This window comes from Psychrobacillus antarcticus, assembly GCF_029533155.1.
GTDB classification, from domain to species: Bacteria; Bacillota; Bacilli; order Bacillales_A; family Planococcaceae; genus Psychrobacillus; species Psychrobacillus antarcticus.
Genome location: NZ_JAIZDB010000053.1, coordinates 1 through 14385 on the forward strand (window position 1 = coordinate 1; position 14385 = coordinate 14385).

Annotated in this window: 14 protein-coding genes; 8 read left to right on the forward strand and 6 right to left on the reverse strand. The window is 36.5% G+C overall.

All coding sequences use genetic code 11. The annotated features are described in order from the left end of the window. Positions 1 to 552: 552 nt before the first annotated feature. A complete protein-coding gene (locus LDK52_RS19450; RefSeq protein ID WP_407081841.1) occupies positions 553 to 1779 on the reverse strand; it encodes an ATP-grasp domain-containing protein in 1227 nt (408 codons plus the stop codon). A 151-nt stretch (positions 1780 to 1930) separates the two neighbouring features. On the opposite strand from LDK52_RS19450, the gene LDK52_RS19455 reads away from it, so the two are divergent. The 6 genes from LDK52_RS19455 (at position 1931) to LDK52_RS19480 (ending at position 8261) form a co-directional block, all read left to right on the forward strand. Next, positions 1931 to 3313 carry a Mur ligase family protein gene (locus LDK52_RS19455; protein WP_277587572.1) on the forward strand — a complete coding sequence of 461 codons (1383 nt, stop codon included), beginning with the start codon at positions 1931 to 1933 and terminating at the stop codon, positions 3311 to 3313. A gap of 115 nt (positions 3314 to 3428) precedes the next feature. Continuing rightward, the gene (locus LDK52_RS19460) at positions 3429 to 3869 is read left to right on the forward strand and encodes a hypothetical protein (RefSeq protein ID WP_277587573.1); all 441 of its coding nucleotides are present in this window, start codon (positions 3429 to 3431) and stop codon (positions 3867 to 3869) included. A 175-nt stretch (positions 3870 to 4044) separates the two neighbouring features. Then, positions 4045 to 5328 (forward strand): YheC/YheD family protein, encoded by a 1284-nt coding sequence (locus LDK52_RS19465; protein WP_277587574.1) that lies wholly within the window; start codon positions 4045 to 4047, stop codon positions 5326 to 5328. A gap of 24 nt (positions 5329 to 5352) precedes the next feature. After that, positions 5353 to 6126 carry a YheC/YheD family protein gene (locus tag LDK52_RS19470; protein ID WP_277587575.1) on the forward strand — a complete coding sequence of 258 codons (774 nt, stop codon included), beginning with the start codon at positions 5353 to 5355 and terminating at the stop codon, positions 6124 to 6126. 35 nt (positions 6127 to 6161) lie between these two features. Then, complete coding sequence (locus LDK52_RS19475; RefSeq protein ID WP_277587576.1) at positions 6162 to 7553, forward strand: UDP-N-acetylmuramoyl-tripeptide--D-alanyl-D-alanine ligase; 1392 nt, start codon at positions 6162 to 6164, stop codon at positions 7551 to 7553. A 519-nt stretch (positions 7554 to 8072) separates the two neighbouring features. After that, entirely contained in the window at positions 8073 to 8261 is a 189-nt protein-coding gene (locus LDK52_RS19480; RefSeq protein ID WP_277587577.1) for a hypothetical protein, read from the forward strand. A 43-nt stretch (positions 8262 to 8304) separates the two neighbouring features. Here the strand turns inward: LDK52_RS19480 and LDK52_RS19485 are convergent, their stop codons facing one another. From LDK52_RS19485 to LDK52_RS19500, 4 genes are all read right to left on the reverse strand, one after another. Continuing rightward, complete coding sequence (locus tag LDK52_RS19485; protein ID WP_277587578.1) at positions 8305 to 9672, reverse strand: C40 family peptidase; 1368 nt, start codon at positions 9670 to 9672, stop codon at positions 8305 to 8307. Between the two features lie 218 nt (positions 9673 to 9890). Further along, positions 9891 to 11171 carry a glucose-6-phosphate isomerase gene (locus LDK52_RS19490; protein ID WP_277587579.1) on the reverse strand — a complete coding sequence of 427 codons (1281 nt, stop codon included), beginning with the start codon at positions 11169 to 11171 and terminating at the stop codon, positions 9891 to 9893. Positions 11172 to 11317: 146 nt separating this feature from the next. Further along, entirely contained in the window at positions 11318 to 11653 is a 336-nt protein-coding gene (locus LDK52_RS19495; protein ID WP_277587580.1) for a hypothetical protein, read from the reverse strand. Positions 11654 to 11707: 54 nt separating this feature from the next. Then, positions 11708 to 12181 carry a YflT domain-containing protein gene (locus LDK52_RS19500; protein ID WP_277587581.1) on the reverse strand — a complete coding sequence of 158 codons (474 nt, stop codon included), beginning with the start codon at positions 12179 to 12181 and terminating at the stop codon, positions 11708 to 11710. 189 nt (positions 12182 to 12370) lie between these two features. Between LDK52_RS19500 and LDK52_RS19505 the strand changes: the two genes are divergently transcribed. Together LDK52_RS19505 and LDK52_RS19510 are read left to right on the forward strand one after the other, a co-directional pair. Continuing rightward, positions 12371 to 12790: a MerR family transcriptional regulator gene (locus tag LDK52_RS19505; protein WP_277587582.1), complete on the forward strand. Its 420-nt coding sequence runs from the start codon at positions 12371 to 12373 to the stop codon at positions 12788 to 12790. A gap of 35 nt (positions 12791 to 12825) precedes the next feature. Further along, on the forward strand, positions 12826 to 14127 hold the full coding sequence (locus tag LDK52_RS19510) for a hemolysin family protein (RefSeq protein ID WP_277587583.1): 1302 nt from the start codon (positions 12826 to 12828) through the stop codon (positions 14125 to 14127). Between the two features lie 34 nt (positions 14128 to 14161). Here the strand turns inward: LDK52_RS19510 and LDK52_RS19515 are convergent, their stop codons facing one another. Continuing rightward, positions 14162 to 14341 carry a hypothetical protein gene (locus LDK52_RS19515; protein WP_277587584.1) on the reverse strand — a complete coding sequence of 60 codons (180 nt, stop codon included), beginning with the start codon at positions 14339 to 14341 and terminating at the stop codon, positions 14162 to 14164. Positions 14342 to 14385 lie beyond the last annotated feature (44 nt).

Sequence of the window (14385 nt, forward strand, 5' to 3'; positions counted from 1 at the left end):
TCTACATTCGTTTGAGCGGCAACTTCTCGATAAGAATAGCGACCCGATAAATAGAGTAGAACGGCTTGATACTTTTCTTCCGCGCTAAATTGTTTTCTCATTTTATAACACCCCATTCATGTGTCTAGAAAATGGGGGTCAGTGCATGCCTGGGGGGTCTCGACTTTCTCGCTGTTCCCGCTGGAGTCGCCACATTTCACTACAATCAATTAAATGAGTAGTACTCCACTAGTAGATCTGCATAGCCTATCGCTTTGATGATAAGCGTATTCAAAGTTACTAGAGGGGTAAAACGGACTCTTGAATTAGGGGTAGTATTATATAAAGTGGACCTAGTTGATTGGAGCGCAGAGCGGCGACTCCAGTGGGAACAGCGCGAGCTGAAGACCCTGGACTGAGCATCGCGAGGGAAGCGGCTGAAGCCGTGCCCACGGAAAGCGTCCGCTCGTAGCGGAAATCAACGGCATATCTACGTTTTTATTTTTAGAGGACCGGGCATTTTTTTACCCGGTTTTTCTTACTAGGCAAAAAAAAGAGCACCTTTTGGGTGTTCTAATTTTCGTTTTCTTTTAGATGGAATTCAATCTCCGCTGCGGCGGTATTTGCATTCACTTTGGCTTCTTCTAAGCTACTTCCAGTGGCAATTATATACGCATATCGATGTCCCATGGATAGTGGAGGGACAATAAGTGTTCCTTTTTTGGGCTTTATATAAACGTCCACTACTCCAGGAGATTTACTAGCTCTTCCTTTTCCAGTCACCTTTTCCAGTATCCCTTTTCGGCTGGAGATAACGTATTTCGTGAATACATGTTGCTTATGTCTTGGTGTAAGGTCTGGTTGCTCTCCGACAAATAGCTTAATCGTTTCTTCCACTAGACTAAATCCATATGCTGCCTGGATCATCTTATTCATTGCTCCACCGGATATCCTTGGGTTAATCTCGATAAGCTTCCAACCATTTTTAGATAATCGAATTTCCAGATGTAATGCGCCGTTTTCAATCCCAAATGTAGTAATAATCGAATGCAGAACCTCTTCTAATTGCTCTTTAAATTTGTCTGGAACGTCTATAAGAACCCCATAGCCAGTAATGATAAACCGTTTCCCTTTTGTAATTTCCTGCTCAATAATACCAACAATATGTGCACGTTTATTGTATATAATAGCCTCTACTAAGCATTGTTCACCTTCAATATATTCTTCCAACATAATAGTTTCTTCTGGATTTTTATTGCCAAGAACTTGTATGAATTTTTCTAGTTGGACTTTACTCCGAGCTAATAGTACATCTTTGGAACCTGTAGATTTTGGAGACTTAACGATAACGGGTAAACTTAACTGATCAATTATAGACTTCGAGGAAACTACATCAGTTGGACGAATAGATAGAAATTTTGGCGTGTAAGCTTTGTTTTTTAAAAATTTCCGAGTTTCTTCTTTATCTTCCATAATCTTAATAGCAACGGATGAATTATAGTTATGACAAAATTCATCACAAAGAATAGAGGCTATATGAACATATGGGTCAATAAAACTCACGATTGTCTTGATATCTACACTTTTAAGCAACAATTTAGAGACTTCCTCTCTCATCTCCTCTAAGTTATTTGTGTCTACAGAAATCATTTTATGAACTTCCATATACTCTGTTCTTTGCTGAAGTTGTTTTTCATTGTTTGTGAAAAGAATTGTATAGTACCCCAATTTTTCAGCTGCTTTAATAGCTTCTCTACTGGAGCCTGACTTATTTGTACTTATAAAAATAATTGCTTTCAAACAGTTCACTCTCCTTTATACAGACTCTCCTTATATGTATGACAGAGCTCAATTATTTGAATGGTTATATATCACGTAAAATATTTGAAATTTATCCAATCCACTTATAGAAAACAACATATGATGAGAGTGAGGGGGGGTGTTTGGAAGAATGAAAGCCCATACTGTAGGCGAAATTAGAGGAATTATAGATGGTGAATTAGTACAAGGAACAGATGAAACGAAAATCTGTTTTGGTGCCTACCGTTTAAAACAAATAAAACATAAAAATACAATTCTATTTACAAATAAAAGAATTGTTAACTGGAAAGGTCTGGAGGATTTTTTTCCTTTAGTGCTAGCGACAGAATGGAACTATAAAAAAAATGAGATTCCTAATAACGTAACGGTCATCTATGTGGAAAATTCGGAGCACGCCTATTGGACATTTATCCATTATTATCGAAGCTTATTTGATATTCCAGTAGTCGCTATTACAGGCACTTCTGGTAAAACAACAACAAAAGAAATGATTAGGCATATTTTGTCTTTTGATCATAAGGTGACCGCTACAAACTTGACGAGTAATTCACGGACAGCCTATTTACAATACCTTTTAAAAATGGAAGAAGACACAGAAGCAGCAGTATTCGAAACGGCTGTAGGTGCACCTGGAGACGTTTTAAAAGCTGGAGAGTATTTTAAACCAACAATAGGAATTATTACAAATATAGGGGCTCATCACCTTAATTATTGCAAAACGCTTGAAGGGTATATTGCTGCAAAGGGAGAAATGGTCGAAATTATTGATCCTACAGGTGTAATAATTATTAATAATGATGATTTTAATACAAGGAAAATTAATGTAAAACGTTTCCCAGGAAAAATCGTCAAAGTTGGAAAGAATAGAAATAGTCATTTTAAAGCAATGAATATTCATTATAGAAAAGATGGTATGCAATTTAGTGTCCAACATGAAAGCAAAAACTATCAAGTATTTGTACCAGGTTTTGGTGCGCATCAAGTATACAATGCGCTTTATGCAATTGCTGCTGTTTATGAAATGGGGGTAAGTGTCACGGAGGCTGCAAGACGTTTGAAGTCATTTATAAAATACGAAAAGCAGCTTCAGGTTTTAAATGGCATCAATGGTTCAACCATTCTGGATGATACGTGGAGTTTGACGACGACATCGTTGGAAGCAGCATTGAAGGTGCTGAACGAAGTGGGTGTAGGGAAAAAAAAGATAGCCATAATTGGGACGATTACAGATTTAGGGTCCTGGGGTTACATTATCCACAAGGAAGCAGGAAGTCTCGTTTACCAAAATGGAGTAGATGTATTAATAACGATAGGGTTCCATGCCCAAATAATTGCAGAACATGCATTAGAACTAGGGCTTAATTCATCTGTCTATAAATTTAATAATGGTACCCGTGCCTATGATTTGTTAAAGGATATTGTGGATGACGAAACAATTATTCTTATAAAAGGCGATATGTATTCCCAAACTATTAAAGAATTAGCTTTAAAACTACGAAATAAGCCAAATTAGTTTTGGAAGATAGAATTCTAACAAATATAAATATGCTCTGTATGGACAAACTGCCTTGCCAAAAAAGGTAGATTCTTAATATGTTACAGTATTCTACTTAAAAGGAGGGATAACAATGGGAAATATTTGTCCATGTGGAGTATCTGTAGATGCTTTTTCTGGGGATAATAATGTAAAATTTGATGGGCAAATGGGTACGATCGAAGGAAACTTAACGTACCTTGCTGAAGTATGCGTTACGACGCTTGCTGCTTCTACTCTGTCACTAGATTTTGAGGATACGGAAACACCAGATGAAAACAACTTCACCTTTACTGCAAACGAAATTACTTCAGTTGTATGTAAAAGAGAAGGTCAGAACTGTGTTGTAACTGTAACTGGTACAGGACTTGTGAATGGAGTGGAATTTCCGTTTGAAGCTGTTTTTAGAGATCAAGTTGCATCAGCGAATGTTGATAATGTACAAAGCTTCGAAATAACTGGTTTCTTTGACCAAAATGGTGCTGCTCCAGTTGAACAAGGTTCAATTGTAGCTTTAGGCTGTCAAGCACTGTAATAGGAAATGATCAATTACTGTAGCGCTCTCAAGGCAACACAGTCATTCTTCATGACAAACCCAGTCTCTAGCAAAGGTGAAGGAGGCCTTTTTAGCGAAATCTTTCCACGCTTTTCTGGGTTTGAATGAAGTTTGAACAAAGTGAAAAAGGGTGAATTTAAAGGAGGTATACAAATTGGTATTAGGTAGGGGCAGACTCAGTCAATATAAACTTTTACACGAAGAAAAAAAGTTGCGAGATCATCTGATGGAAACTGTTTTATTTTCCAAACAAGCATTATTTTCTCTTTTAAATCTGCACAATACCGTTGTTATAAAACCCGCTTTTGGTCCAGGAAAAATTATTATATCCCGAGAAAATAAAAGGTTTAAGATAAGCTCACAGCAGAAGGTGGTAAGTGTCCATAATAGAGAAGAAATGTATGAGTATTTAAAGCAATATGAACTAACACAAAAATACTATGTCGTTCAGCCTTTAAAATTTACTACCCCTCTATCACAAATCCCTTATCGTTATTTCGTTACCGTCCATCGACAAAATTCCTCATCCAAGTGGCGTACAGTATCAGTTACGAATACTAAAAATTCCTCGATTTTTATAAAAATTTTCCAAAATATATTTCTAAGCAAATCTAAAAGTCTATCTGTTTTAGTGGCTAAAAAACTAGGGAATTCCTTTCCTAGCTGCAACACGATTGTAGTGGAAGTCCTCTACGATTACAAGACTGGCATCTGGATTTATGATTCTACTTTTCATTTTTCCATGAGTAAATGGGATCAATATCAATACCTTCGTAAATCTGTTGTTCCAAAGTCTGATTTACTTACAAGTTTCACGTTTAAAGACTATCTAACTAAGTTTAGTGAAGTCATTATAAAGCCTTGTAATGGTCAAAATGGAATTGGCATTGTGCAAATCAAAAGAAAAGGGCCACAAGTCTATGAAATCCATTCTGGAATAAGAACTGATATAAAGACTAATTTAGATGAAGCTTATAGATATATGGAAGATACTTATCTAACCAAAAAGGATTATATAATTCAGCAAAGAGTACCACTAGCTACAATTGATTATTGTCCAATGGACGTCAGGGTCATAGCGCAAAAGGATGAATCTACCTGGAAGATAACCGGTAAAGTAGTTAAACTAGCAGGAAAAAATTTTATCGTAACAAATGCGGCTCAAAAGGTGCTCACTTTAGAGGAGGCTATTCGGGATTCCACTATTTTGTCTAAATGCAACGAGCCATTAAATACTGAAATAGATGAGATTTGTCTGTCGGCAACCCAAATCCTTGATGGAAAAAATATAGATTTAAATATTATTGGCTTTGATGTCGGCATTACAAACCAAGGTGATATATGGATTATTGAAGGGAATTATGTTCCTGACCTTGGAATGTTCAAGGAGTATGAAGAACAATACAAAAATATTAAAAAACTCAATAACAAAAAATAGAAGAAAGTAAAGGAGGGATGTTCTTTGAAACAACAACTTGGAAAGTGGAAACAGTACTTGTTGTTGAGGCAAAACCCCTTAACAGCTAATAGTATTCCAAGGACGGCTTTATACAATATGACTAACCTAAAGGATTTCATCAATAGTTTTGATTATGCATATGTTAAACACGATACAACTGGACAGGGAAGAGCGATCTATAAAGTATATCAACGGGAGGATGAACGCTATTGTTATGATGGCTATTCTATCCAAGGTGTACCAATCAGTAAATGTGTAAAAGCATTAGAAAATTTCCATCAAATGCTGCATCCATTTGAGCGTATGGGTAGAATGGGTAATTATATTGTTCAAGAGGGTGTCATGAGTTTTACGCCACAGGGACTGCCAGTGAGTGTTCGAGTTCATGTTCAGCTTTTAAAAGGGAAGTGGCTTGTTGGTGGAATGAACGCAAATATTGGGACAGAGGGAAATTTGGAAAATGGTATTCTGAACCTTCATCGTGGGAGTGCAATAATACCAGTGGATGAATTATTGTCGTCGCATTGGCAAATGGATGAAATAGAAAAGAATCAATTAATTAAACATATAGAGAAACTTGCTACTTCAGCCGCAAAAGTAATAGCTACAGAGGTTCCTTCGAGGGAATATGGAATAGATTTAGGACTAAGCCCAGAACGAAAACCAATCCTATTTGAAGTGAATAATACCCCTGGAATTGGTGGTTTTGCAAAGCTTGACAATAAATCCATATGGAGAAGAATCGTAGCAATTAGGAAACTACAAAATGAAGAATAATTTTTCGTACAATACGCAGGAAAGGAGGAATTTGTATGAAGCCTTTACTTGTAAAGGACTTGGAAAATTTACTACACGGAGAACTAATTAGTGGTTCTGACACTTGGTATGTCAGAAATGCTATTTATTATAAACGTCATGATCTGACGAAAAGAAATACGCTTCTGTTTGTTAGTAGAAGTGATTCTATTAACTGGCAGGAAGTAAATAATAAGGGACCAGCACTTGTGATTACAGATAAACCTTATGAAGAGCTAAAAGATGCGATGTCCAATACAACTGTTATGAAGGTTAGTAGTCTAGTGCAAGCATATTGGAGCTTTATGGATTATTACCGAAAACTGTTTCAAATACCGGTAGTGGCTATCACAGGTACTTGTGGTAAAACAACTACAAAGGAAATCATGAAGCATATTTTGAGTGTAGATAGAAATGTCCAAGCTTCTATCAGCAGTAAGAATGAGCCGAGGCAATCATTACCATACTTAACTGGAATCTCTGACCAAACAGAAGCTGCAGTATTTGAGCTTGGCTTGGGAAATTCGGGTAATATCAAACACCAATGCTTAATATATCAGCCAACCATCGGAATAATTACAAATATTGGAGTCCATCATTTAGATGGCTGTGGCAATTTGGAAGGATATATTAAAGCTAAGTCAGAGATAGTTAGCGGAATAGAAAAAAACGGCACTTTAATCCTTAATGCGGAAGATCTTAACACGAAACAGGTTTCCTTACGAAACTTTAAAGGGAAGGTAATCTACTTCGGGGTTAGCAAGAAAGCTGATTTTAGATCATCCCATATAGAATTTGCGAATAATGGCATGAGTTTCTCCATTCATTATTTAAACAAAACGTATAAAGCCTTCATTCCAGGATACGGAGAGCATCAAGTGTATAACGCGCTTGCAGCAATTGCGGCTGTACATGAAATGGGTTTGGATTTAGATGTTGCAATATCTCGTCTAGCAACGTTCCAAAATATGGCCAGACATCTTGAATTTTCGAAGGGGATTGGTGGCAGTACAATTATTGATGATACATGGACGAATAATCCTACTTCCGTAAAAGCAGCATTAGAAGTATTAGATTCCATTGGAGCAGATAAAAACGTTATTTTAGTATTAGGAGATATTAATCGATTAGGAAATTTTGAAAAGAAATACCACGGAGAAATTGGAAGTCTTGTTGCCCAAAAAAATATTCATACGCTAATAACCATTGGAAGCAAGGCAGAAGAAATAGCTCGAAAAGCGTTAAAGGACGGAACGAAAGCAGACGTGCATATATTTAAGGATATAGAAGGCGTGATGAAAGTTATAAAACCAAAGCTAAATGACCAAGCAATATTGTTAATAAAGGGACCTATGTCCAGCCGTTCCATGATTGACTTCGCAAACCAATTAAAAAAGAAGGATGAATAAGAAAAACGAAAGCGTACTTTAAAGAGAAAACCTGTTACTATTAGTTTCCTGCTGGCTTTGGACAGACTTGTTGCTATATTATTACCGATTGATTTTTTAGAGAGGCTGGTAGTGACGTCAGTCACTACCAGCCTCTCTTTTTTCGGTAATCTTATGGCGATTGTCTATCCGTCGCCCTCCTTCAACTCTTAGAAACAGGTTAGTGCGTTTCTGGCTAACTAGAGAAAAGCTAATTTCCTATTCATCGAGAAAGCTCACGAAGATACAATTTCGTTCGCTCTTTCGCTTCTTTATTTAGTAAACACTTACTATTTCTATTTATTTCCACTCGTATAAAAGAAAATCTACTTTCTTCATCCTCATTACAACATAGTATTTCTAATTTAAAAGACGAATTTATCACTATATTTCTTTCACTAATATTATCATCTAATTAATACGCTATGGTAAGTCTTATAGTTGAGTACTACAAATTGATTGAAGTGAAAGGCGGCGACTCCGGCGGGATGAGTGAGACAGATGAGATATCACAGCGACGTGCAAGCGACGATGATAGCTCATCGCTCACCCCGCGGAAAGCGTCCGCCTGAAACGGAAATCAGCAGTATCATTGAAAAGATTTTATCCTTTAGATATCTTTATCACTGTTTCCACGCACAATACTTTACAGTAAAAGCGAAAGCGCTTATGCAACGTTGGGTATTCTAAATAAAAAAGCATTCATCATAGGTTGCGATGAATGCTTTTTAGCTTATTTTAAAACTCGGCGTGCAGAAACGTAATTTTGCTTCGCAAAAGTAGATGTTAATTTATCTTTTATGACATTACCTTTACTAGTAAGGCTTAAATATTCATCATTTCCAACATAGATACCTGTTTGTTTAATACTTGTTCGACCATTATTAGTAGAGAAGAACAAAAGATCTCCCTTTTGAAGGTTAGCTTTTGACACGGCAGTACCTACTTGAGCTTGTCCGCTAGCCAGTTTCCCCTTTAGATCTATTCCATGTTTATTGAACACATAGTACGTAAAACCAGCACTAGTAAAAGTTAATGTGCTTTCGTTATATGAATAGCCAAATTTTACTTTACTCATTAAACTAGTTGCAAAAGTCACAACTTTATCAGCGGACTGAGTAGTAGATGTTGTGGGAGCTGGAGCAGCTATACTAGTAGTCGTGCCCCCTGAGATAACACGTTTTGCCGTAATATAGTGCTTAGCATAATAGTCCACAAATAGAACTCTCGTTAAAACACCACTTGAATTTGGAACGATAATACGGTGATCTCCTGCATAAATACCTACCATTGTTGGTGTACTAGATCCTGTAACCCCATTAAAGAAAACTAAATCACCTTTCTTTAAGTTGGCTTTAGAAACAGTCGTACCTTTTTTCATTAACTCTTTCAAATTCGTTGTACCTAAAGTTACGCCATTTGTTTTATATACATGATCAACAAATCCAGTTGCAGTAAAGCGTAGTGTAGATGCATTATTAGTAGTACCCATCGTCACTTTATCTTTTAAGCTATAAGCTTTACTTACAATATTATCCCCTTTAGTTGCAGGATTTGAAGGAAGTAGTGTAGGTAGAACTCTACGCGTAGTAATATAACTATCCTTATAATATGGTTTGCTATCTAAATCTGTAATTACTATTTTTTGAGTAGGATCTGCCATTTGAATTATTTTATTGTCCCCTATGTACATGCCAACGTGATTTGGAACATTTCCGCCTCTGCTATCAAAGAAAAGAAGATCTCCCTTTTGATACTGGCCTTTAGCAACATAAGTACCTTGCTTCATCATATAGTCTTCGTTATAAGTGGCAAGGTCGACGCCATTTTTTTCGAATATGTACATAAGAAAAGTTGCACATGAGAATTTATATGGATATGTTGACTTGTATTCTATATTACTATAAGTAGCCTTACCGATTAAGCTTTTAGCAGTTTGGATTAATTGGTCCGCCTTCGCATCCACAGCTGCTTGATTGTTCTGTGGGTTTATTGTAGCAGCCGAAGCTTGTATGTTTTGCATTTCAACAGGGGCAATGCCACCAAATGTGCTTAAACCAATAATCGCTGTTAATGTTGTTGCAACGAATTTTTTCTTCATCGTGCACCTCCTAGTTTTTTTGAGCAACTTGAGTTTAGCATGCAACAGGGAGTGGGCTTTGTGGGAATATATTCCTAAACCTTTTATTACAGCTACAAGTCCTTATACTAGAAGAGTTACGCGTTAAGTTTACATTTATGTTACAAATATTTCAGACGTGGCATCTGATAACCTAGAATTATCAAAAAAGAAGCTCTCACAATGAGAGCTCTTGTCGTTTAATAACCTGGCTTTTGAAGGATTTTGAAGATATTATTCTTATAATCTTCCACACCTGGTTGGTCAAATGGATTAATATCTAGTAAATATGCGCTATAGGCACATGAAATCATATAGAAGTACAACAAAAACCCGATATGCTCTTCATCGATTTGCTCAATTGACAAGGAAACTTGTGGTACACCACCATCTAAGTGAGCACTAGCAGTTGCTTCATGACAGGCTTTGTTGAATTCATGAAGAGTTAATCCACTTAAATAGTTAAGTTCATCGCCATCGTTTTCTGCTTCAAACACAGTTAAATCTTCATTTGATTTTTCTACAGTTAAAAATGTTTCGAATAACATGCGTTTTCCGTCTTGGATGTATTGACCTAGTGAATGTAAATCCGTCGAATAGACAACAGACGCTGGGAAAATGCCTTTACCTTCTTTGCCTTCACTTTCACCGAATAATTGCTTCCACCATTCTTGAATATAGCGTAGTTTTTCATCAAAGGTAGCCATAATTTCAACCGGGTATCCTGAATCATACAAATGCTTGCGGATAATAGCATACTGAATAGCGCTATTGGTTTTTGTATCTACTGTGCTGAATTCCTGTTCTGCTTTTGTGGCACCAGCCATCAACTTTTCGATGTTAAATCCTGCAGCTGCGATAGGAAGTAGGCCAACAGCTGTAAATACCGAATATCTTCCGCCTATATCATTAGGTACGATATAGCGCTTATAACCTTTCTCTATCGCAAGTGATAGAAGGGCACCTTTTTCCTCGTCAGTTGTCACAATAATACGAGATTTTGCCTGATCAACATAGCGCTTTTCCATGTATTGCTGTAGGAATCGAAATGCCAAAGCCGGCTCGGTCGTTTTACCAGATTTGGAGATTACATTTAAAGATACTTCTTTTCCATCTAAGTAAGAAATCAGCTGCTTCAAATATTCACCGCTAACCATATGGCCAGCAAAAATTACTTCCAAACCTGCTTTTTTATCAAATGGAGTTGATAATGCTTCAATAACTGCTTTGGATCCTAAGTATGATCCACCGATACCAATAACGACTAATACATCCGAATTAGAGCGGACTTGATCGGCTGTTTTTTGAATATCTTGCAGAAATTCAGTGCTAATATTGCTTGGCCAATCAACCCAGCCCAAAAACTCAGCTCCGGCTGCTGATTTAGTATGCATCCCTTGATGAATTGCCTCTAATCTACTAGTTATTTCTGGTGTTACAAGTCTTGAAAATTCCTCTGAAAAATTCACATTAATATTCATACCCAATCCCCTTTGTAACCCTACATGTTATAAGAATAATTTTACCATTAAGTAAATAGAAACACGAGAAGATGGAGTAAGAATATTTTGTCCAGACAGTAAATAATCCCCAAACGATTAGAGCTCTTGTTCAGGGTTATTTTTAGTTATTGAATTACATCATCGTAGATTAATCCATCCTCGTCTAAGCTAACAAGCTTTAAATGGTTTGCTCCTTTTACGAATATACTCTTATACTCCTTCTGTCCTTCTTCATTCTCAAAGAAAATGACGCGTGTTCCTTTATTGTCGCTTTCTACATCCGCCTCATACGTGGACAAATCAATGTATTGAGCTAATAAATCATATTCGGGAAGGTCATTTAACTCTTCATTTTCTTTCTTTACTATAGGTGATTTTTCTGTTTCGGTTTCTTTGGCTGCTTCATCGGTGCAACCTACTAATAGGGTTATTCCTAAAAGTGCAGTAAATATTTTTTTCATAGGTAACCCTCCTTAAGGTGTAGTTTATTATCCTACAGTAGTTAGATAGGAAAATCAACGCTCACCACGGTCACTTAAAGGGTATTGATTTAACCGGTTTTCTACATCTACTGCACGGATTGATTCACCAGTGCCCTCCAAATCATCTCCATCATAAGAGGAGTCTACCTGGTTTTTTGTATATTCATCATAAACTGTACTGTAATTCTTATCTACATAAAGGAGAATGCCTCCACTTTTCAATTCACTGTAATAGCGTTCTGACTCCTCATCACTAAATCCCATTTGGCTAAAGGCCGCACGGACAGGCTCATCACCTACTAAAAAAGCCTTAAATTTATCTAACCAGTTACCTTCAACAGATCCTAGCTCCACGGCTGTTTCACCTCGTACGATCGAAAGTGATTCTTTATCATTTGTAACAACGTAAATATCGTCTTCTACATATCCTTTCAATTTCAGTTCATTAATTTTGTCTAGTACTTCCTGTTCTGTTAGAAAAGATCCCACAAATTTTTTATCTGCCATTTGTTATACCTCCATATATAATTTAGTATTACTGTTAAGTTACCCATTAGAGTGCGTCATAAACAAATAGTCATTGAATGGTAAAAGTGAATCTTTTTTTTGTCACTATATCTACCTATGTTTGATTGGATATTCAAACTAACTAATTGCATATTTACTTAACTATTATTATACTAAAACTATAACGTGATGGTTTGGAGTGATCTAATTGGGATCGAAAAACTAAAAATTGGTGAATTAGCAGAGAAAACTGGTATTACTAGACGTACAATAGATTATTATACGACGTTAGGTTTATTGAAAGCTGAACGTTCGGCTTCTAATTATCGCTATTACTCTCTAGAAACGATTGAGAAATTACGAATAATTGAAGAAAAAAAAGCTGCAGGTATGTCCTTGGAAGTTATTAAAAACCATTTCGAAAAGGAACAAATAGAAGAAGTGGATATTCAGGAACTGTGTTTACAGATGCAATATTTAGAAAAAGAAGTCTCTCATTTGATTGAGCAGATTAATTCAGAAGAAAGAACGACTCAACACAATATAAAACAAAAGGTCTCATCAGAAAGCGTTGCTCTTATGCAATCTTTACTTTTACTTATTACTTAGGAGGTGAAGTCTTACTATTATAGTAAGACAACTTATTGACCGCATTGAATTTAACGATTTTTATAGTTTTATTAGCATTAACTGCATTTTTCGTTGCAACTGAGTTTGCAATTGTAAAAGTGAGGCATACAAGAATCGATCAGCTTGTGGCTGAAGGGCGTAAAGGATCGCTTGCGGCTAAACATGTAACCTCACATCTAGATGAATATTTATCGGCTTGTCAGTTAGGAATTACTGTAACTGCTCTTGGTATTGGTATGGTTGGTGAATCGACATTCGAATTCATACTGCAACCTTTATTTAATAATATCGGTATTAGCACGGATAATATTCATTACTTTACAATCGGTGGAGCATTTGCCATTGCGACATTTTTACACGTAGTGGTCGGGGAACTAGCACCTAAAACGGTTGCAATTCAAAAAGCAGAAGCAGTGGCACTTGTTTTTGCAAAGCCCATTATGATTTTCTATAAAATTTTGTATCCTTTTATATGGTTCTTGAATGGTTCTGCACGCGTTTTAGTAGGTTTATTTGGTATGAAGCCAGCTTCTGAACATGAATTGTCTCATACAGAAGAAGAGCTTCGCTTATTACTTGCAGAAAGCTTTAAAAGTGGTAAAATTAACCAAAATGAGATGGAATATGTGAATAATGTATTTGAATTTGATGAGCGTATTGCCCGTGAAATCATGGTGCCACGTACGGAAATTGTCGGATTTGAAAAAAAAGCAACATTCCATGAAGTGCTGACCCTCATTTCAGAAGAACGCTATACTCGATACCCGGTTTATGATGGAGACCGGGATAATATTGTCGGGTTTATCAATATTAAAGATTTTTTGACACAGGGGATGAGTAACCGTGTCACAGCTGAAACGTTTACGATGGAAAGATTTACAAACCCCGTCATAAATACAATGGATACGATACCGATAAATAAGTTGCTATTGAAAATGCAAAAGGAACGTACGCATATAGCTATCCTTTTAGATGAATATGGTGGTACTTCAGGTCTTGTAACTGTAGAAGATATTCTAGAAGAAATTGTTGGTGAGATTCGTGATGAATTTGATGAAGATGAGGTTGCGGATATCCGTAAATTAGAAGATGACCATTACCTAGTACATTCAATGGTATTACTAGACGATGTAGCCAAACTATTGAGGATTGAGTTAGAAAGCGCTGATGTGGATACTATCGGAGGATGGTATTACTCACAAGATGTGGATTTACTAATGGATAATCATATAGAATATGGTGGATACAAGTTCTCAATTCATGAAAAAGATGGACATCAATTACAATTTATAGATGTAGTAAAAGTACCTTCATAAAATAATTCGAAAAAATATGAGAAAACCTTCTAGATTATCTAGGAGGTTTTCTTTTTTTAAAAGATAAGAAAGTATATAAAAATGTACCGTGTACACTGGATTCATGGGACTTTAAAGAATGAATAATACTGCTGATTTCCGTTTCAGGTGGACGCGTTCCGCGGGGTGAGCGATGAGCCATCACCGTCGCTTGCGCGTCGCTGTGATGTCTCATCTGTCTCCCTCATCCCGCTGGAGTCGCCACCTTTCACTCCAATC

Coding starts and splice junctions, on each gene's coding strand:
- LDK52_RS19515 (WP_277587584.1), bottom strand. CDS start 14,341: ATGAGACATCACAGCGACGCGCAAGCGACGGTGATGGCTCATCGCTCA.
- LDK52_RS19490 (WP_277587579.1), bottom strand. CDS start 11,171: ATGAATATTAATGTGAATTTTTCAGAGGAATTTTCAAGACTTGTAACA.
- LDK52_RS19500 (WP_277587581.1), bottom strand. CDS start 12,181: ATGGCAGATAAAAAATTTGTGGGATCTTTTCTAACAGAACAGGAAGTA.
- LDK52_RS19495 (WP_277587580.1), bottom strand. CDS start 11,653: ATGAAAAAAATATTTACTGCACTTTTAGGAATAACCCTATTAGTAGGT.
- LDK52_RS19505 (WP_277587582.1), top strand. CDS start 12,371: ATGGTTTGGAGTGATCTAATTGGGATCGAAAAACTAAAAATTGGTGAA.
- LDK52_RS19455 (WP_277587572.1), top strand. CDS start 1,931: ATGAAAGCCCATACTGTAGGCGAAATTAGAGGAATTATAGATGGTGAA.
- LDK52_RS19460 (WP_277587573.1), top strand. CDS start 3,429: ATGGGAAATATTTGTCCATGTGGAGTATCTGTAGATGCTTTTTCTGGG.
- LDK52_RS19475 (WP_277587576.1), top strand. CDS start 6,162: ATGAAGCCTTTACTTGTAAAGGACTTGGAAAATTTACTACACGGAGAA.
- LDK52_RS19485 (WP_277587578.1), bottom strand. CDS start 9,672: ATGAAGAAAAAATTCGTTGCAACAACATTAACAGCGATTATTGGTTTA.
- LDK52_RS19480 (WP_277587577.1), top strand. CDS start 8,073: ATGAGATATCACAGCGACGTGCAAGCGACGATGATAGCTCATCGCTCA.